The sequence below is a fragment of the Prochlorococcus marinus str. MIT 0918 genome (genome assembly GCF_027359415.1).
GTDB classification, from domain to species: domain Bacteria; phylum Cyanobacteriota; class Cyanobacteriia; order PCC-6307; family Cyanobiaceae; genus Prochlorococcus_E; species Prochlorococcus_E marinus_C.
The window spans coordinates 280,086-298,735 of record NZ_CP114780.1; the positions used below are offsets into that span (position 1 = coordinate 280,086).

Annotated in this window: 17 protein-coding genes and 1 other RNA gene; 15 read left to right on the plus strand and 3 right to left on the minus strand. The window is 29.5% G+C overall.

What is annotated here, in order from left to right:
• Positions 1–36: 36 nt before the first annotated feature.
• Both O5636_RS01565 and O5636_RS01570 read left to right on the plus strand, forming a co-directional pair.
• Positions 37–867 carry a TIGR04168 family protein gene (locus O5636_RS01565; RefSeq protein WP_332299721.1) on the plus strand — a complete coding sequence of 277 codons (831 nt, stop codon included), beginning with the start codon at positions 37–39 and terminating at the stop codon, positions 865–867.
• 5 nt (positions 868–872) lie between these two features.
• Positions 873–1,946, plus strand: a complete 1,074-nt coding sequence (locus O5636_RS01570) for a hypothetical protein (protein ID WP_269622873.1) — start codon at positions 873–875, stop codon at positions 1,944–1,946.
• A gap of 19 nt (positions 1,947–1,965) precedes the next feature.
• On the opposite strand, the gene O5636_RS01575 is transcribed toward O5636_RS01570, so the two are convergent.
• Positions 1,966–2,772: a TPM domain-containing protein gene (locus tag O5636_RS01575; protein ID WP_269622874.1), complete on the minus strand. Its 807-nt coding sequence runs from the start codon at positions 2,770–2,772 to the stop codon at positions 1,966–1,968.
• 30 nt (positions 2,773–2,802) lie between these two features.
• Between O5636_RS01575 and O5636_RS01580 the strand changes: the two genes are divergently transcribed.
• Entirely contained in the window at positions 2,803–4,011 is a 1,209-nt protein-coding gene (locus O5636_RS01580; RefSeq protein WP_269622875.1) for a class I SAM-dependent methyltransferase, read from the plus strand.
• Here O5636_RS01580 and aroB read toward each other — a convergent pair.
• Positions 4,008–5,120, minus strand: a complete 1,113-nt coding sequence (gene aroB / locus O5636_RS01585; RefSeq protein ID WP_269622876.1) for a 3-dehydroquinate synthase — start codon at positions 5,118–5,120, stop codon at positions 4,008–4,010. The genes O5636_RS01580 and aroB overlap by 4 nt on opposite strands.
• An 80-nt stretch (positions 5,121–5,200) precedes the next feature.
• On the opposite strand from aroB, the gene O5636_RS01590 reads away from it, so the two are divergent.
• The 12 genes from O5636_RS01590 (at position 5,201) to O5636_RS01640 (ending at position 16,724) form a co-directional block, all read left to right on the plus strand.
• The gene (locus O5636_RS01590; RefSeq protein ID WP_269622877.1) at positions 5,201–6,388 is read left to right on the plus strand and encodes a 5-(carboxyamino)imidazole ribonucleotide synthase; all 1,188 of its coding nucleotides are present in this window, start codon (positions 5,201–5,203) and stop codon (positions 6,386–6,388) included.
• 15 nt (positions 6,389–6,403) lie between these two features.
• A non-coding RNA gene (gene ssrS / locus O5636_RS01595) (6S RNA) lies at positions 6,404–6,581 on the plus strand.
• Positions 6,582–6,867: 286 nt separating this feature from the next.
• Positions 6,868–7,887, plus strand: a complete 1,020-nt coding sequence (locus O5636_RS01600) for an alcohol dehydrogenase catalytic domain-containing protein (protein WP_269622878.1) — start codon at positions 6,868–6,870, stop codon at positions 7,885–7,887.
• Between the two features lie 2 nt (positions 7,888–7,889).
• Positions 7,890–8,645, plus strand: a complete 756-nt coding sequence (locus tag O5636_RS01605; RefSeq protein ID WP_269622879.1) for a glycosyltransferase — start codon at positions 7,890–7,892, stop codon at positions 8,643–8,645.
• Entirely contained in the window at positions 8,642–9,256 is a 615-nt protein-coding gene (locus O5636_RS01610; RefSeq protein WP_269622880.1) for a hypothetical protein, read from the plus strand. The genes O5636_RS01605 and O5636_RS01610 overlap by 4 nt, the downstream gene beginning before the upstream one ends.
• A 112-nt stretch (positions 9,257–9,368) precedes the next feature.
• Complete coding sequence (locus O5636_RS01615) at positions 9,369–10,217, plus strand: hypothetical protein (protein WP_269622881.1); 849 nt, start codon at positions 9,369–9,371, stop codon at positions 10,215–10,217.
• Positions 10,217–11,245 carry an alcohol dehydrogenase catalytic domain-containing protein gene (locus O5636_RS01620; protein WP_269622882.1) on the plus strand — a complete coding sequence of 343 codons (1,029 nt, stop codon included), beginning with the start codon at positions 10,217–10,219 and terminating at the stop codon, positions 11,243–11,245. Before O5636_RS01615 ends, O5636_RS01620 begins: the two co-directional genes overlap by 1 nt.
• Positions 11,242–11,931 (plus strand): ribulose-phosphate 3-epimerase, encoded by a 690-nt coding sequence (locus tag O5636_RS01625; protein ID WP_269622883.1) that lies wholly within the window; start codon positions 11,242–11,244, stop codon positions 11,929–11,931. Before O5636_RS01620 ends, O5636_RS01625 begins: the two co-directional genes overlap by 4 nt.
• Positions 11,928–12,848: a sugar phosphate isomerase/epimerase family protein gene (locus O5636_RS01630; protein WP_269622884.1), complete on the plus strand. Its 921-nt coding sequence runs from the start codon at positions 11,928–11,930 to the stop codon at positions 12,846–12,848. Before O5636_RS01625 ends, O5636_RS01630 begins: the two co-directional genes overlap by 4 nt.
• Positions 12,841–14,373, plus strand: coding sequence for a sugar phosphate nucleotidyltransferase (locus O5636_RS01635; RefSeq protein ID WP_269622885.1), 1,533 nt, complete (start codon positions 12,841–12,843; stop codon positions 14,371–14,373). The genes O5636_RS01630 and O5636_RS01635 overlap by 8 nt, the downstream gene beginning before the upstream one ends.
• Positions 14,374–14,413: 40 nt before the next feature.
• Positions 14,414–14,791 carry a GtrA family protein gene (locus O5636_RS09730; RefSeq protein ID WP_420063780.1) on the plus strand — a complete coding sequence of 126 codons (378 nt, stop codon included), beginning with the start codon at positions 14,414–14,416 and terminating at the stop codon, positions 14,789–14,791.
• A gap of 817 nt (positions 14,792–15,608) precedes the next feature.
• Positions 15,609–16,724 carry a hypothetical protein gene (locus O5636_RS01640; RefSeq protein ID WP_269622886.1) on the plus strand — a complete coding sequence of 372 codons (1,116 nt, stop codon included), beginning with the start codon at positions 15,609–15,611 and terminating at the stop codon, positions 16,722–16,724.
• Between the two features lie 307 nt (positions 16,725–17,031).
• Here the strand turns inward: O5636_RS01640 and O5636_RS01645 are convergent, their stop codons facing one another.
• Positions 17,032–18,636, minus strand: coding sequence for a GumC family protein (locus O5636_RS01645; RefSeq protein WP_269622887.1), 1,605 nt, complete (start codon positions 18,634–18,636; stop codon positions 17,032–17,034).
• Between the last annotated feature and the right edge of the window lie 14 nt (positions 18,637–18,650).

The window sequence follows — 18,650 nt, forward strand, 5'->3', positions numbered from 1 at the left end:
ATTATCTAGTTAATTCTGTCACGTATTCGACTCGCTATAGCAGGAGATATACATGGTTCTTGGTTGAAAGAGGATCATGACCTATTAATGGCTTTAAAGCCTGATGCAATTTTATTTGTTGGGGATCTCGGAGATGGGCATATTGGAAATGTTAAGGCTATTAGAAGACTAGATATCCCTAAGGCTTTAATTCTGGGAAATCATGATCGTGGTAAAGATCTTTCTGGATTTCATCTCAAACAACAACTCGATTTATTGGGTGATATTGATTGTTCTTGGCGTCACTGTAATTGGCACAATCTACAGTTATCAATTGTAGGAGGAAGACCTTGTAGTTCAGGTGGTGGCTTCTACCTTTCTCCTCAAATTAAATCTGTTTTTGGTCCTATTACACTTCATGATTCAGTTTGCAGAATTGTTTCTGCAGCTAAACAAGTTCCACTAGAAAATCCACTTATAATTTTGGCCCATTCAGGCCCTACGGGTTTAGGTTCTCAAGCTTCTAGTATTTGTGGTAGAGATTGGAAATTACCTCCTATTGATTGGGGCGATCAGGATCTTGCAATAGCAATTAATCAAATTCAAAAGCAAAGATCATTGGACTTAGTAGTTTTTGGTCATATGCATCATCGTTTAAAAAGGAGTAAAGGTTTTAGGGAAACCTTCTTTTACGATTCTATTCGTGACACATGTTTTCTAAATGCTGCTTGTGTTCCAAGAAGAGGAAATGATGAAAATGGGGTTGCTTTATGCCATTTGTCCTGGGTTGAATTTTCAAATAATAAATTAATTGAAGCATCACATAGATGGTTTCGATCAGATGCTTCCTTGGCTTATAAAGAAGAACTTTTTGTAAGAAAAATATAGGTATAATGTTAATTTATTTATGTTTAAGTAGTCATGGATATGGACATGCTGCAAGACAAGCGGCAATCTTTTCAGAACTTTATAGATTGAGACCAGATTGGCAATATGTAGTTAGTTCAGTAGTTGATTATGAATTTTTAAACCTAGCTTTTAATGGAATACCTATTATTCACCGTAGAATAAAATGGGATATTGGTACGGTCCAAGATAATGCATTAACTGTTGATATTGAAAAGACTTTGTATGAATTAAATAATTTTTATTTAAAATTACCTGAGATTCTAATAGAAGAATCAGATTGGATTAAAAGTCAGAATAATAATCCATTAATAATAGGCGATATACCACCTTCTGCCTCAAGATTGGCCTCTTTACTAACAGCACCTTTAATATGGATGGGTAACTTCGGTTGGGATAATATATATAGTTCTTATGATAATAGATTTTCAGAATATATATCAAATATCTCTGATGATTACTCTAAAGGTAATATTTTAATACGATTTCCATTCTCTATGAACATGAATTGGAAGATAAAAGAACATAAGGTTGGTTTAGTTGTTTCTCAAAAAAAAATATTGCCTAATAAATTCCTTGCAAATCTAGAATCTATTAAAAAGAAATTCATCTTAATTTCATTGGGGGGTATGGGATTTAAGCTTTCAAAGGAAACTTTTTCAAAGTGGAGGGACTTTCATTTTTTGATTAATAGAGAGAATGATATTAATGATTGTAGTGACATTGAAAATGTTTCCTTATTGCCAAGATCTTTATGTTTAATTGATGTTATGCCTTATTGCTATAGAGTTATTACTAAGCCAGGTTTTAGTACTTTCTGTGAGGCAATAAGTTGTAATTTAGGAATCCATGTTGTTGAAAGAAAATATTTTTCTGAGGCTCAATTTCTCATAGAAGGTCTAAAGAAATATGGTTCCTTTAGATTATTATCAGAAGAGTCATTTTATAATGGAAATTGGCAATTAGATAAAGAATTACGTAACGAACATAATTCTATAATTAAATCAGATGGTGCTTTGTCTTCAGCGGAAGCTGTTATTAGCTACATTGAGGAAATATAGTTTTAGAACTATATTTATCTTAATTTTCCGTACTATGATTACTTCCTAGAGTTGCTTTCCGTGTTAAAAGATAAGATATGACCAAACATGTTATAAACGAAACTATATTTCTTGACAAAGGAAGTATTTCATTTGTCCTTGTAATAATTGGAGCTATTCCAAATATACCAAAAAGCATTATCCATAATGGTGACATCAATAACAACCACTTCCAAGCAATTAATTCTTCTTGTTTTCTTGGTACAGCAGCAACCCCAGCTATTACTCCTCCTAAAATTGATGTACCAAGAGTCCAAATCCATTGTTCTCTAGGAAGTCCAGGTACAACTTCACAGCCTCCTTTATTTAGGCATGTTTTTACTGCATTGATAGAGTCAATTATTGCTTCACTTTCTCCATTATCTCTTACATAAAATTGATTGCCATATCTAGTCTGTAATTCAACCCAAAATATTCTTGGTAATAGTGCAAAATATGCATCTCCTACATTAAAATTCAACAGATTACCACCTCTAGGATCAGCTACTAATATCAGAGTTGTTTCATCAATGTCCCAGAATTCTTTTATTGCTGTTCCTGGTGTATTTTCAAATTGTGTAAGGACTTTTATCTTCCAGCCTGTCTCCTCCTCATATTGATTTAATGATTCTTCTAGCTTTATGCGTTGACTCTCATTTAAAGATTTTGCCAAGTCAATAACAGGCGTCTTGTGTGTTGGTAATAATTCTGCATTGTCATAGCCAAAAGCAGGTATGGTTATAAAAAAGGAGATTAATAGTGTGCCAATAATTCCTAAAATTAAAGTTAGAAAGTTTTTTGATGACATTTTCATTAGTAATTAACGTTATTCTCCCTTATGAATCGTACTCTTGTGAATTGTCCAGATTGGTTAGCTCATCTTATTCAAGAGGCAGGAGGTTCAATAAGTTTTTCAAAATTTATGGATTTGGCCCTTAATGATCCTAATCATGGTGCTTATTCCTCTGGGAAACTAAGCATTGGAGTTAAAGGTGATTTTGTTACTTCTCCATCCTTAGGCCCCGATTTTGGGCAATTATTAGCTGTACAAATTACAGATTGGCTTAAGCAAATTGATTTAGTTAATAAAAATAGATCAAAACTTTCTATTATTGATGTGGGTCCAGGAGAAGGTGATCTTGCTTTTTATCTCATCAACGCATTAAAGGAAACGTTTTTTAATCTTAATTCTAATGTTGAATATGTTCTTGTCGAAATTAATAATGGTATGAAAAATCGACAGATAAAGAGATTAGAAAGTATAGATAGTATTCCAATTAGGTGGACAACTTTAGAAGAATTATCTAAAGAACCTGTTACTGGGATTATGCTAGCTCATGAACTTTTAGATGCATTACCTGTAGAGCGCCTTATAACTCTTAATAATCAGTTACATTTGCAAGGTGTAAGAGTTATTCAGGAAAAGAATGATTACTTCCTAGATTTCATTTTATTACCTATAGAAAATTCCACTAAAATATTTTTGGAGGAAATTAAAAAAGAATATATGATTTCTATACCTCCTGAAAATGCACCAGATTATTGGACAACTGAAATACATTTAAAATTAGACTCATGGTTTAATATTGCTTCAAAGGCCTTAAAAGAAGGACAACTTTTAATTATAGATTATGCTATTGAAGCATCAAGATATTATTCTTTATTTAGAAGTAATGGAACATTGATATCATATTATAAGCAAAAGGCAAATACTAATATTTTGGCACAGGCAGGAAATAGAGATATAACAGCACATTTATGCCTTGAAACATTATATATAGCCGCAAAGAAAAATTTATTTCATTTTCAAGGAGAAACAAGACAGGGGCTAGCTCTTTTAACATTAGGACTAGCAGAAAAACTTTTTAATTTAACGAAATTACAAACAAAAGACTTGAATATAGCACTGAATAAGAGAGAGAGTCTATTAAGATTAGTTGATCCATCTTGCTTAGGAGAATTTAGATGGATAGTATTTACAAAATCATCTCAATATATAACAAATAAAAATATTACTAATAAATTTCTTAAGGAACCAATTAATTAAATACTATTTATTTCTCTTAGAAACTCTTCTATCTCTATATAGGTAATATTTGTTTCTATATATACAGTTCCAATTTTAACTGGCATTATAAATCTTACGCATCCATCTTTAACTTTCTTGTCTGATTTTAATACTCTAATAACTTTTTCTATATCTAGTTTTGGGTATTCTATAGGTAAGCCAGCTTTCTCTATTAATAGTTTTTGTCTTTCCACTTGTGACGATTCCCACTGATTTCTTTTTAATGAAAGTTCTCCTATAAGAATCATTCCTAATGCTACAGCTTCACCATGCAACCAAGTGCCATAACCAAATAGATTCTCTATGACATGGCCAAATGTGTGGCCATAATTTAATATTGCTCTTAAGCCTTTTTCTAATTCATCCTCTACAACTATTTTAGATTTGATTTTTACTGATTTCGTGATTATCTCTAACAACTGTTTTTCATTGATATCACCTAAGCATCTTAAGCTCGAAATTAGTTCTAATTTCTTAAAAAGTTCTTTATCACCTATAACGCCATATTTTATAACCTCAGCCATGCCAGCAGAAAACTCTCTATTAGGCAATGTCTGTAACGTATTTATATCAATTAGTACTAATTTAGGTTGATGAAATGCACCAATTAAGTTTTTCCCGAATTTGTGGTTGACTCCTGTTTTTCCTCCTATTGAGGCATCTACCATGGCCAGTAAGGTTGTAGGCACTTGTACAAATGCGATTCCTCTAAGCCATGTTGCAGCAGCAAATCCAGCCATATCTCCAATAACTCCTCCCCCTAGGGCAATAATTAATGAATCTCTTTCAATTTCATGCTCATATGCTGCGTTATGAATTTTGGCGATTGTTTGAGGTGTTTTATGTTGTTCACCTGCTTCGATTATTAAAAGATTAGACTTTAAGTTTGATTGCTCAAGACTTTTTATTAGAGCAGAGCTATATGGCTTGGCTACATCAGGATTTGAAACAATTAATATTTTAGTTTTTGGACGTATACCAATTCTCAGCAGTTCTTCTCCAATGGTTTTAATACCTCCTGCACTTATAACAACGTCATATGGGGTATTTGTTAGATTGACTTTGATTCGGTTGATGTCTTGATACACAATATTAATAAATTAATTTTATAAGGTTTCCAACTTTAGTTGGTTTCTTTTATTTAAGCTCAATTGATAGGAGAATTTCATTGGATCAGAAAAAAAACGATTGTCCTACTGTAGGAGTAATAGGTGGAGGCCAGCTTGCGCAAATGTTGGCAAAGGCAGGTAAGAAACATGGAGTCAATGTAATTGTACAAACAGGCTCTTCAAAGGACCCTGCTGGGAATTATGCTTATGATCTTGTACTTTCACATACTCAGGATATTAAAGGAACTAGGCAGTTATCAGATCATTGCAACTCTATTACCTTTGAAAATGAATGGCTAGATATTGAAGGATTATCGCTTTTGGAAGAAGATGGAGTGTTCTTTGTCCCAAATCTTTCAGCTATATCTCCGCTTGTAAATAAACTTTCACAAAGAAAACTTATTGATAGATTACATATACCTGGACCAAAATGGATTTCTTTGTCAACACTTAAATTAGACGACTTTATATTGCCTGATAAATGGACTTTTCCTCTTATGGCTAAATCATCTATTGGAGGTTACGATGGAAAAGGTACTAAGATTATAAACGACTATAATGATCTTAAGAAACTCTTATTAGAAGTAAATCATGAGAATTGGTTTTTAGAACAATGGGTAAGTTATATTAAAGAATTATCATTAGTTATTTCAAGATCTACTGACGGAGTTGTTAAATCATTCCCTTTAACTGAAACCATACAAGATCGTCAAATATGTGATTGGGTCTTAGCACCTGCTGATGTAAATCATGCAGTTAAAGCACTTGCTTATAACCTTGGAGTATCTTTGGTTAGAGAGCTTAATTATGTGGGAGTGTTGGCAATAGAGTTCTTCTGGGGAGAATCTGGATTATTAGTAAATGAAATAGCTCCAAGAACTCATAACTCAGCACATTTTACTATTGAAGGTTGTAAGAGTAGCCAATTTGAACATCAAATTCTCATAGCCGCTGGACTACCAGTCCCTTCAACAGACTTAATATCGCCTGGTGCTATTATGGTTAACCTTTTAGGATATTCAGATAATAATAACCCTAATAATTCTATAGATAATAGATTAAATCAACTTAGTGAAATATCTGGACTAAATATACACTGGTATGATAAACAAAATAATGCTCCTGGTAGAAAGCTAGGACATGTAACAATGCTTTTAAAGGCTAAAGATTGCATAGCAAGGAAACAAGAAGCGATAAATGCGGTTCAAAAGATCAGGTCTATATGGCCCAATGAGATAAACTCCTAACTTAACTTCTTTATTCTGGAACTGTTTTGTTGGTGATGGCTTTTTAAGTGCTCTGATCTGACTCTCTTTCGATCTGAGGAGACTGTCGTTATGGGGAAGTAAACCAGTTTAACTGGAAATGGAACCTAGCTTTGCCTCCTCTTCTGGTTAATCCAGGTCGATCTCTTAGGTCACACGGCAAAACGGTTCAATTTTTATTTATTTATAGACTTAGTAATTAATATTTAAATAACAGGGTAAAATGTAAGAATCTATTTTGAAGTCGTGTTATATATTCCTTTTTATAAGAATCTGAATAATTATATAGTTTTATTTTATAGAATGATTCATGTTTATAAGAGGAACTATTAGTTAAATTTCATACTAATTAAGAATAAGCTAGGAATGAACTTAAATTTTACTTACTTATATTTTTTCCTTAATATTTTTACAGATTAATCACAGCTTTGGATTATTATAGAGATAGCTTTTAGATAAAAATGCTTATTCTTGAGGCTAATGGCAAACTGGTTTACCGTAAGAACCCAAATCCTCAACAAAAAAACCTCGAAAACTGTGCACTTGTTGCTCCAAAAATAGTAGGTGTTTGTTCAAGTGATATTCCTAGATGTTTTGATGGGAAAGCCTATTTTTACCCATTAACGATAGGTCATGAATTTATGGTTGAAATTTTAGAAAGTAATTCTAATAAATTAATCAAAGGAGATAAATGTGCTGTTTTCCCACTTAAACCATGTTTTAATTGTCTTGCCTGTACCAGAAAAGAATATAACAAATGCAGTAATTATTCATATTATGGCTCAAGAGAAAATGGTGGCATGCAGAAAACAATAAATATAGATTATTGGAACTTAATTAAGCTTCCAGAGGATTTTGATGATTTATCCGGTTCTTTAATAGAGCCTGTAGCAGTCTGTGTAAATTTATGTAGAAAAATTGAAAAAAATACAAATGTTTTGCTAGTCGGAGGTGGTTTTTTATCTCAAATAATATGTCAAATTTTGTTAGATAAATGTTGTAGTGTTACTTGTGTAGATAGAAATAATTACAAAAAAGTTTTCTTTCCTGATAACGTTATTTTTATAGATTCTATTAATAAAATAAAAACCGAATTATATGATATTTCTATCGATTGTTGTGGATCACCAAATGCTATTAATAATTGCATAGAACAAACTAATCAAGGAGGTAAAGTTATATTTTTAGGTAATCCTTCGGATTCAACATCAATAAACTCAAAAGAAATTTCAACTGCAATGAGAAGAGAGTTAACATTACTAGGTTCTTGGAATAGTAGATTCAGACCTGATGATATTAGTTTATGTGATTGGAATGAAGGTATAAGATTAATCTCTAAAGGAAAGTTATCATTAAAATCACTTATAACCCATGAATCTATGCTAGAAAACTCTCCTGAATTATTATCCAAAATAAATCGAAGAAGGGTAGATAGAAAAATATTGCCTAATTTTAATAAGGCTATTATTCATATAGATTAATTGTGGAAAATAATATTGCATGTGTCATTCCTTGTTTTAATGAAGCTAATCGTATTGATAGTTTGATTAAAGAGATTCTTTCATTAAATTCTTCAGATATAGATTGGTATTTACTTGATAATGGTTCTATAGATGATACTCAAGATAGAATATGTCAACTTAGCATAAATAAACTTGAAGCTAAGAATATAATGTTTATTAGAAAGAATATTAATGAAGGCTATGGCTCTGGAATTAAATATGCCTTTAAGAATATTGTTATAAATAATTCATATAAAGTATTTTGTTGGACCCATGGAGATGGTCAGACTCCTTTAAATGATATCTTATTAGCTAGTAATTTACTTAAGATTCAAACTAATGGTTTCTATTTAATAAAAGGGAAAAGGTTATCTAGAAAAGATGGAACCATTTCTTATTTATTTACATTTGTCTTAAATTTAATATTATTTATATTAGGCTATAGACAAGCAATTTCGCCAAACTCTCAACCAACATCAATATCTGTAGATCTAATGAATAAGATAATTAACAAACTTCCTGAAGATGGTAAGTTTGATATTGCAATCTTATTATATATTATAGACTTAGGAGTAAAAATCTCGAGATTCAATGTACATTTTTTAGAAAGGGAACAAGGAGAAGGAGCTAATGAATCTATAGATGCTAAGATAATTTATTCTATTAACATGTTAAAATATATATTTAAATGGAAAATTAGACATTTATTTTCTAATAACATATCATTAACAAAATGAGTTTACACCCTATTGCACATAGGATTCTATCAATAGAAGATAGTGAGAAAATTCCTAAAGATATTGGATTGGAATTTGATGTACATGCTTATAATCAAAAATTGGTCATAGCTCATGATTCTTTCCACAATGGAGATGATTTTGAGGATTATTTATGGTCCAATAGAAATCGTGTACTTGCTATTAACGTTAAGGAAGAGGGCATTGAAGATGAAATTATAAGAATTGCTAATAAGGTTTCTTTAGATAAATATTTTATGTTTGATCTTTCATTTCCTGTAGCTTATAAGATGGGACAGAATTATAGGAGTAATATATGCTTGAGAGTTTCTCAGTATGAAATGCTAAATTACAAAAAATGTAGTGATATCAGTAGTTATTTGTGGGTTGATACCTTTGATGGTTCATTTTGGATGACTGAATCTGACATTGAAAATGCTCAAAATAATAATTTTAATCTTTGTTTTGTTTCTCCAGAACTACATTATCCATCTTTACGTTCCCCTAGCCTAATAGACACAAGAAAATTCGATAATAAGATAAATTCTATTAAAAATTCATTGAGTGGAACTAATTATATATGTACTAAGAACTATCAGAAATGGATTTAGACCTATGACATTTATTATTTCAAGTCTAAGTATAATATATATCTTTAGGTGTTATATACATTTAAAGAAAAGACTCAATTGGCAACTTGCATTATTAATAATTCTATTTTTCATGACAAGTTTATATGAAATTTCATTTCTATCTTTTATAGGAAATAATCTATCTACACAACTTAAATTTTCACTCACTGGGTTTCAGTCTTTATTTAATGGTTGGTTCTTAGGTAATAGATCAGGCTTATTTTTAATATCCCTTTTATATATTATAGAGAAGGTAAGTAGATCTTCTATAAGTTCATCTATCTTAATTGAGATTAGTTTATTAACGATAGGTCTGGCAACTCCACTTTCATTAATATATCCAAATTATTCTAGTATTCCTATTATTTTAGGTTTATTTATTTCAATACTAATTCATCTTTCAAAAAGAAATAGTAAATTTGAATCAAATTCATTAACATTTTTTTCTTTTATCGATTATAAATCTTTTAAGAGCCGTGATTTTTTTCATATTCTTATTGGAATTATTACATGTTTCACATTACTTAAATTTCCCTTCGATGATTTATCCATAGAACCAATTTCTTCTGATCATATTCTTAGATTATTTTTTATATGGTTAATAGCTTTGTTTACTCTTTTAAACAAAGGTTTGTTAAGTAAACAACGTATTCAATTATATTTACCTCAATATTCAATATATGTAGGTTGTGCAATATCTACAGTTCTAATTAATTTATACAATCTTCCAGCTCCTGTATCCATATTTACGTTTGATTGTATTTCAGCTATTTGCCTTCTACCTCTTATAGATTTATTAATTATAAGTTATTATACTATAAACAAAAAATTTGAAATAGGTATATTACGCATTAATAGAATATTCTTTCAAAGGTTTATAGATTTATCACTTATAATATTAATAGTACTATATTTATTGTATGTTTTTACATCAGGATAATGCCTAGAGCCGCTTTTCTAAAAAGAATAAAGACCTTTGATATAAATGAGCATAATCATTGTATTGATGATGATGATATTGTTAGACTGAAGGTAGATAGTTGTGCTATTTGCGGATCTGACATAAGGATATTTAATAAAGGAAATGAGCGACTTACCTATCCAGCAATAATTGGACATGAAATTTCGGGTATTGTTTCAGAATCTAATGTTGATGGTTTTAAAAAAGGAGACCGATTGAGCCTTGGTGCTGATATACCTTGTGGTAAATGTCATAAATGCATAAATGGTACACCTAACCTATGTAATGATAATCTTGCTATCGGTTATCAGCTTCAAGGTGGCTTTGCTGAATATATAAATATAGATAGAAGAGTTTTTGACTTTGGACCAGTAGTTAAAATTCCAGATGAATTAGATATAGAAGCAGCTGCGTTAGGAGAGCCTTTGGCTTGTGCAATAAATGGCGTTGAAAAGCTTAATGTTAAGACTCATTCTAGAATAATGATAATTGGTGGCGGACCTATAGGAATTATGTTGGGTTATTTATGTAAAAAATTAAAAAAAGCAGCAAGAATTGATTATGTTGAGATTTCAGATTACAAAAGGGATTTTATAAAAGGGCTAAATATTTCCGATAATACTTATAATTATAATGATTTTATTTCTAAAATAAATAAATATAAAAGATCATATGATTATGTCTTTACTGCCTGTAGTGTTTTTGATACTCATCAGTTAGGCATTTCCCTATTAGATAATGGAGGAAGTATCAACTTCTTTGGAGGGCTTCCTAATCCTGCACCAAGTATTGAACTTATTACAAACGATCTTCATTATAAAGAAATGACTTTAACTGGTAGTCATGGTTCAACACCTCGACAACATTCAGAGGCGATTAAAATGATTACTAAAGATAGTGCTTTCTTTCTTAGTCTAATTACTGATAGGTTTCCATTGGATAATATTAATGAAGCCTTTGAAATAGCCTCTAGAGGTGAAAGTATTAAAATCCTGATTAAGCCATGAAAATAAACAAATTTAAGCTCCTACCTTCGATAATGTGCATCAACTGGAATAAAGTTGGTGAAGAACTTATTCAAATATCAAACAGAGTTGATTTTTTTCATTGGGACATTTTAGATGGATCATTTGCCCCTGATTTTACTATGGGTAGTAGTATTATTAATACAATTAGAGAAGAATTTCCAAAAAGAGGTGACTATCATCTAATGGTAGAAGAACCCTCTAGACTGTATAACAGCTTAGGATTTAAGGAAGGAGACAGAGTTTGTGTTCATGTTGAATGTTCTAAGAATTTACATAGAGATGTTTCTAAACTTAGAGAATTAGGCCTTTCACCAGGTGTTGCTTTATCACCAGCAACTCCATTAGCATCATTAGATTATATTTTGGATGATATTGACAGAATTCTAATATTAACTGTAAATCCAGGTTATCATAGTCAGCCTTTAGTTAAGCAGGCTATATCAAAGATAAGAGATCTTTCTACAATATTATCAGAAACTGGACAAGAAAGAATATCTATAATAGCTGATGGCAATGTTAATTTAAATACTATACCCAGCATGTTTAAAAGTGGAGCAAGAGAATTTGTATTAGGAAAAAGTGGTCTTTTCTATGGAGACATTATTAAAAATATTGATAGTCTTGAACAAATGCTTATTAATTTATCAACTAAGGATTCCAAATGAAACTATCAGTAAACACAGGTTTTTTAGTTAATAGATATCCTTCCCCAAGACAATGGTGTGAAGTAATAAATCAACTTGGAGTTAAAAATATTCAAATAACGGCAGATCTTTTTAATCCTTCCTATCCAGATAAAATATTAAGCAAGCAAGTAGATGAAATTAATAAATTAAAAAATGATTATGGCTTCACAATCTATTCCGCATTTACAGGTGCCTTTACTCGAGTAAACCATTTTTGCCATCCTGATGAGGATGTTAGAAATTATTGGCTGAATTGGTTTGTTCGATATGCTGACTATGCTTCTAAAATAGGTGTAAAGCGCTTAGGTAGTCATATAGGTATACTTTCTGTACCTGACAATAAAACCAATCGCAATTTCTATAGGGATATTTGCGTAACTTATTGGAATAAGTTATATAATGAAGTTTCTAAGTTTGGTATAGAAGAATTAACCTGGGAGCATATGAGCATAGAAAGAGAACAAGGGCATACACAAAAAGATATCGATTGGTTATTGAGAGAACTCTCTAGAGAAGGACTTCCCATTAACCTTTGTTTAGATCCAGATCATGGAGATTTATCATCATCAAACAATGAAGATTATGAACCCTATGGCCTTATAGAAAAATATGCTAATTTTTCAAGTCAACTTCACCTTAAACAAATAAGCAAGGATAAGAGAAAAAATAGTCCTTTTACTACTGTATTCAATAAAACTGGTTTAGTAAAAGCAAATAAAGTAATAAAGTTATTATTAGATAAAATTGATAAGCAAAAACATCGAAATTTCGAGTTAATCCTCGAACTTAATGCTCGTGAAAGAGAGCCTGATGATTCCAATATCGTAATGGATATTCAAGAGTCTTTGAATTATTGGAAGTCAGCTCTTGATGATTTAAGTGTAGAATATGAATAAAAAGATAGCAGTTGCTATTCCTATAGCTGGTCAATCAACAAGATTTCAAAAACACGGATATAATACTCATAAGGCTTTTCTTCCACTCAATAAGAATTGTATATTAGAAAACATTATTCTTCAGTTTGATAGCTCTAATTTTGATATATATATAATATGTACTGAAGAACAATTAAATCAGAATAATAAAATTATAAGTCAGATACTATCCAAACATATTAATGTAAAAATTCAAAAAATCAAAAAACATTCCTTAGGACCAACTTACTCAGTATTAAATTGTGTAGATATAGATGATGATATACCAATAGTAGTTCACTATTGTGATTTTTTAGTTCGAATGGATATGAATAGACTTACTAATTTGTTATCAGATAATAATATTGTAGCTCCCTACTTTAGTGGTTTTCACCCTGCTTCTTTAGGCACTACAACATTTGCTTATATGAAGGTAGATCAATTAAATAATATGATTGCGCTTAAAGAAAAGGAGTCCTTTACTAATGATAGAATTCAAGAACCCTGCTCTACTGGGATATATGCTTTCCCAACATTTAATATATTTAAAAAAATAGCAACTAAATTATTAGACAATCCAGGTTCATGGGGGCAAAAAGAAGCATATACATCACTTTGTTTGAATATTGCCATTAAACAATTCTATAAAGTTGTTTGTCTTGAAGTAGAGAATTTTATTTGTTTGGGAACACCAAGAGATTATGAAGAATATTCCCACTGGAGAAACTTATATTTATGTTATAGAAACCATGATATAGCCTATGTTAAAGAACCTCATCTTATAACAGCAGCTGGTAAAGGTAGTAGGTTTAAAAAATATGGTTATCTTGTCGATAAGATATTCCTTGATTTTCAAGGATATAAACTAATAGAACAAAGCTTTTCTTCTCTTAATAATAATTATAAATTTTTAGCAGCTCTTAAAACACAAGAAATATATTTCGATGATAATTTATTAGATTCATCTTCAAAACTCTTTCTTGATGATACACCTAATGGACAATTATTAACACTTAATATGTTAGTTAATAATTATTCTATAGAATCGTCATTCTTTGTCTCTTCAGCAGATTATAAATTTCATATTGATATATCTAGATTTTATAAATTTATTAATCAAAACAACCCAGATATAATTATTCTAACAACAAAATGGAAATATTTTTCTAATGAATCAACTAATAATTATGGATTTCTAAATCTAGATAAGAACTCTCGTGTTACCAACATTATAGAAAAAGAAGAAATAGACATTAATTCCTCCTATATTAATAATCTCTTAATAGGTACATTTTGGTTTAAGGATAAATCTATTTTATCAATATTAAGCGATAATAATAACCAAGAAGGAGAGCAATATATAGCTAAAAATATTGGTTCATATCTTTCTACTCTTAGAGTATTTGCATTTGAAGTAGATTACTGGTTGTCTTTGGGTACACCTAAGGAGTTATTTCTTGCACAATATTGGTTTAATTATTTTGATAAAATATCAAATTTAGAATAATTAATTAATTAAATAAATTAAAATAAAACAATAAGACTTTATGAATGAATTTAATAAATTATTTAGATTCTTAACTGTAGGTTTAATTAATAATGTAATTAATTTTGCTGTAGTTTATATTTGCTTTAGTTTCTTTAATTGGAAAACATCTATAGCAGGTGCTTTAGGATTCGGTTTTGGAGCATTTATTTCATTTACTTTAAACTCTAAGTTTACATTCTTATATTCAAGTAGCTATATTAGGGCAATAAGAAAATTTGTATTTTTGCAATTATCACTTCTTTTGATATTCTCAATAGTTTTAGGATTGATAAATGATTTTATCGTTAATATACACTTGTCTTGGTTCATAACAACATCATTGGTTTTTCTACTAAACTATTATTTCCAAAAATATTATGTTTTTAATAAATCATAGTTCCATTTTCTTCGTTGTTGAGTTTTTTAAAGACAATATCTATTTTCCATTCAATTCTTCTAGCTTATTTATTGTTTTGTAGTAGAATTTATAAAATACCAATAAGTTCTTGATAGCACTCTCAATTTTAGTAGGAATTATTTTAATCATAATTGCTTCTTATGCATTATGGTCAAAAATTACTTATCACCATACCTTTATAACACTATACATTATATCATCACCTATACCTCTTTTTGCTTATACCCAAGCCTGGATTATTAAATGGTATTTATTTTCTATATTCTTAACAACTATTATAATATCTTTTTATAAAATTTATATTATTTCTGGCTCTAGTATACATCTTCTTAAAGTAAAATTAGCCGAATACCTTCTTTATAATTTTAATAATATTAGTTTTAAAAATAATAAGTTAATTATATCTCTTCTCTTAGCATTAACTCTCTCATTTTATTTTTCTTTTAAAATTATTCCTAGTAATTGGAGGTTTGAAGGACATGATGTTTTATATTATTCATGGTTAAATGATATTTTTACCATTGACTACTTAGGTTCTATAAGGGTTCCAACTGCATATCCCAATTTATTAAGTGCGAATCATTTAATGGCTGGTAGCATTCTTTCTCCCTTTCTTTTTCTTGTAAACCCAATAAATATATATTATTCTTTTACAGTAAAGTATGCTCTTGTTTTACTTTCATTTTTTAATTTCTTTTATACTTATATCTCTTCTATCTTTAGTAGGAATCTTCGTTTAGATTTTACTAATTTAATTATATATATTCTTCTTCTATTTATTCCATTTTCTATTTTAATGCCAGAAATTGACTATTCACTTGGTATATCTAATTATACAATATTATTTTGTCTCTTTGCTTTAACATCATTATTATTAGATACTTATAAGATAAATAATAATTTTTCTATTACTAAGATATCAAAAGACAATGTTACTCTTTTTATTTTTCTTTTAACTTCTCTTCTTATTTCCAAGGCCTCAACATTCCCAACATTTTTCTTTTCATTTATTTTCCTATTACTACATTATTATCGTAGATTTTTTAATAGTACATCAATTAAAAGTCTATTTCAAACTTTCCTCCTACCTTTATTAATTGTCATTATTTCTTTTTTAAGTTGGATTATACCTAAAAGTAACCATGGCTCATTAGCAATATCAAATCCATTCTGTTTTATATTAGACATTAATTCTCAATGCCTAAACTCTACTTTTAACAATCCATTTACTGGTTGGATATTACAGGATGACCACAAGATCCAATTATTAACTAATTTACCTCTTTTTTCTCATCATAATATAATTGTATTTATTTATATTTGGTTTATTTCAATTCTACCCTGTTTCTTTTTGGGTACATATCTTGTTAAGTGTTCTATTAACCCATATGTCAATATCTTTGGGAATTTATCTAGGTATTACTCAATTTCAACAGCACTTTCAGTTGTCTTTATTAGAGAATCTACCAGATTAGGTGGAGGTCATACAGCTCATTCCTATTATATTGCATGTATATTTTCACTTATGTGCCTTTCTCTTATTATTTACGAATTTATTCCTAGTTCTAATTATAGTTCTTTAATCTTATTTCCTATTACACTCATTATTGTATTACTTTTTACATATAACAACACCAATACTTCAATTCTTTCCAAAAGAATAGTAACTATGAACCTTGCTAAGACAAAGATAACAAATAATGTTTCACTTACAATCCAAGAGAATAATTATTTCGATTCCTCTATTTGTACTAACTCCAATGTTATAAGGGAAACATTTGGTTTATTTCTAGATGATAATGGTTGTGGAACTAATGATCTCGCCGAAATTAAACATTCATTAGATTCTACTCGTTCTAATGTTTCAATAAATGCTGATAATTCATTTATAAAAAATTGGGTTATTAAATAGTAATTCTGATATAATAGAAAAATGAAAATTTTTATTATTAACAATAAATTCGTTAAACTCTTAAGTCTTCTTTTTTTAGTTTCTATTTTTCAGATAGTTTTACTTCCTTCTACTTTTAACTTAATTAAATCTCAAACAAAGAATATATTGTTAATGGATAAAATATTTTATACAAAACTTCTAAATAATATATACATTAAAACCTGTAATTCTTATTTGGCTTTAGAAAGTCCTAAAGAGTCTTTAGTAAATTCGATTTGTAAATTAGAAAGACCTAACTTTTTTAGTAAATAATTTGAGTTTAATTTTACTCTAATGATATCCACCCTTTTACATTATTAGCTTTGAATTTAATATCTTCATTTATTAATTTTAATTCATTTCTTTTACACATTCCGGGTGAAGCAACAATAATAATCTTTACATTTTCATTTATTATTTGTGTATCATTATTAGATATTAGTTGTATTCCATCTAATAAATCCTTTATTCTATCTTCAAATCTAATATAATAATCTTGATCTTTAAGTTTTCCTAGAGTTAATAATAATATCTTTTCTCCTTTAGAATAATTTAGTGGCCCAGATGCTAATAAATCAATGTCTTTTTTCCATGTCTCTGGCTTATCTTTTAATATAGTCTTTAAAAGAGGATATGGAATTAGTGATTTATATTCCTGTGTACTATATATTATATTTGTTATTTTGTCGGCTATATAAGCTATTATACTTCCTGTTAATAAGCCGATAAGTAGTGATATTGAGAGGATTCTTGATTCATTAGGTGCTATCGGATCCTCTACTACTGTTGGCTCAGAAATTAATTCCCATGGTGTATTTTGCTTAGCTCTTTGTAATTTAAGATTCGAGATTTGTGATTCAAGGCCTAGAAGGGTATTCTGATCTCTACCAGCTTGACTTTTTAGCTGCCTGTATTCATTTAATATTACAGTAGGCCTAGATAGGGATTTTTCTAATGAATCTATTCTTCTTTTTAATGATTTTATAATCTCCGAGTTAGGCTTTAATAGTGATGACTTTATAGATAACTCTGATTCTAGCAAAGCTAATAATTCAAAGTTATCCCGATATCTCTCCATAGTTTCTGCATCTATTGGATTAAATGATTGACTTTTTAATTCGCTTGCACTAAAAGATTGAGCAAAAGGTGTACTTTTACTAGTTGTAGGTGAGCTAGTAGCTGACGATTTTATATCTGTAGATGAAAAAATTGGAAGACCATCCGCTCCTCCCAAGCCATTTTTCATGGAAAAGTCTATATATTCAGTCATTGATGTATTTGCTCTAGCTTTATATATATCAATTTGTTCTTCTAAATATTTGATTCCTTGTCGCATACCCTGTTGTCTTGATCTTCCAGAATATCTTTGATATGTATCGGTAACTTTTTTTAATACAGGAACAATTAATTGCTTATCTTTATCTTTATATGTGACATTTAATACAGTTGTATCTTTTTTTAATTTAACTTGAAGTTTAGCATCCTTCCAGTTGTTAAATTTCCATGCTCTCAGATCTTTTCCTAGTTTAAATTTCTCAGCTTTAACATAATTAAATACTGGCATTAAAACTGATGGGCTTTTTAATATTGCCACTTCTGTTTTTAAGGATGTGTTTACAGCACTAAATACCCCAGGGATACCTGATGCCGCTATGTTTGAAGCACCACTACTACCTTCATTATTTGTAGTTGACCTAATAACTATTTGCGTTGTACCCTCCCACACTTTATCTTGTAATGATAAATGTATGCAACCAATTCCTAGTGATATTCCTGTTATAGCAATGACTATACCTTTGTTTCTATATAGTGAATAAATTATTTGTTGATAATCTATATCATCTTCTAGTGTATCTATTAAATTTAATTGCTCTTTATCTAAGGTGCTCATTTGAAAATTATGTA

Excerpts from the sequence above, each read along its gene's own strand:
- O5636_RS01570 (WP_269622873.1), top strand. The coding sequence starts at position 873 with ATGTTAATTTATTTATGTTTAAGTAGTCATGGATATGGACATGCTGCA.
- O5636_RS01575 (WP_269622874.1), bottom strand. The coding sequence starts at position 2,772 with ATGTCATCAAAAAACTTTCTAACTTTAATTTTAGGAATTATTGGCACA.
- O5636_RS01580 (WP_269622875.1), top strand. The coding sequence starts at position 2,803 with ATGAATCGTACTCTTGTGAATTGTCCAGATTGGTTAGCTCATCTTATT.
- O5636_RS01600 (WP_269622878.1), top strand. The coding sequence starts at position 6,868 with ATGCTTATTCTTGAGGCTAATGGCAAACTGGTTTACCGTAAGAACCCA.
- O5636_RS01610 (WP_269622880.1), top strand. The coding sequence starts at position 8,642 with ATGAGTTTACACCCTATTGCACATAGGATTCTATCAATAGAAGATAGT.
- O5636_RS01615 (WP_269622881.1), top strand. The coding sequence starts at position 9,369 with ATGACAAGTTTATATGAAATTTCATTTCTATCTTTTATAGGAAATAAT.
- O5636_RS01620 (WP_269622882.1), top strand. The coding sequence starts at position 10,217 with ATGCCTAGAGCCGCTTTTCTAAAAAGAATAAAGACCTTTGATATAAAT.
- O5636_RS01625 (WP_269622883.1), top strand. The coding sequence starts at position 11,242 with ATGAAAATAAACAAATTTAAGCTCCTACCTTCGATAATGTGCATCAAC.
- O5636_RS01630 (WP_269622884.1), top strand. The coding sequence starts at position 11,928 with ATGAAACTATCAGTAAACACAGGTTTTTTAGTTAATAGATATCCTTCC.
- O5636_RS01635 (WP_269622885.1), top strand. The coding sequence starts at position 12,841 with ATGAATAAAAAGATAGCAGTTGCTATTCCTATAGCTGGTCAATCAACA.
- O5636_RS09730 (WP_420063780.1), top strand. The coding sequence starts at position 14,414 with ATGAATGAATTTAATAAATTATTTAGATTCTTAACTGTAGGTTTAATT.
- O5636_RS01640 (WP_269622886.1), top strand. The coding sequence starts at position 15,609 with ATGCCAGAAATTGACTATTCACTTGGTATATCTAATTATACAATATTA.
- O5636_RS01645 (WP_269622887.1), bottom strand. The coding sequence starts at position 18,636 with ATGAGCACCTTAGATAAAGAGCAATTAAATTTAATAGATACACTAGAA.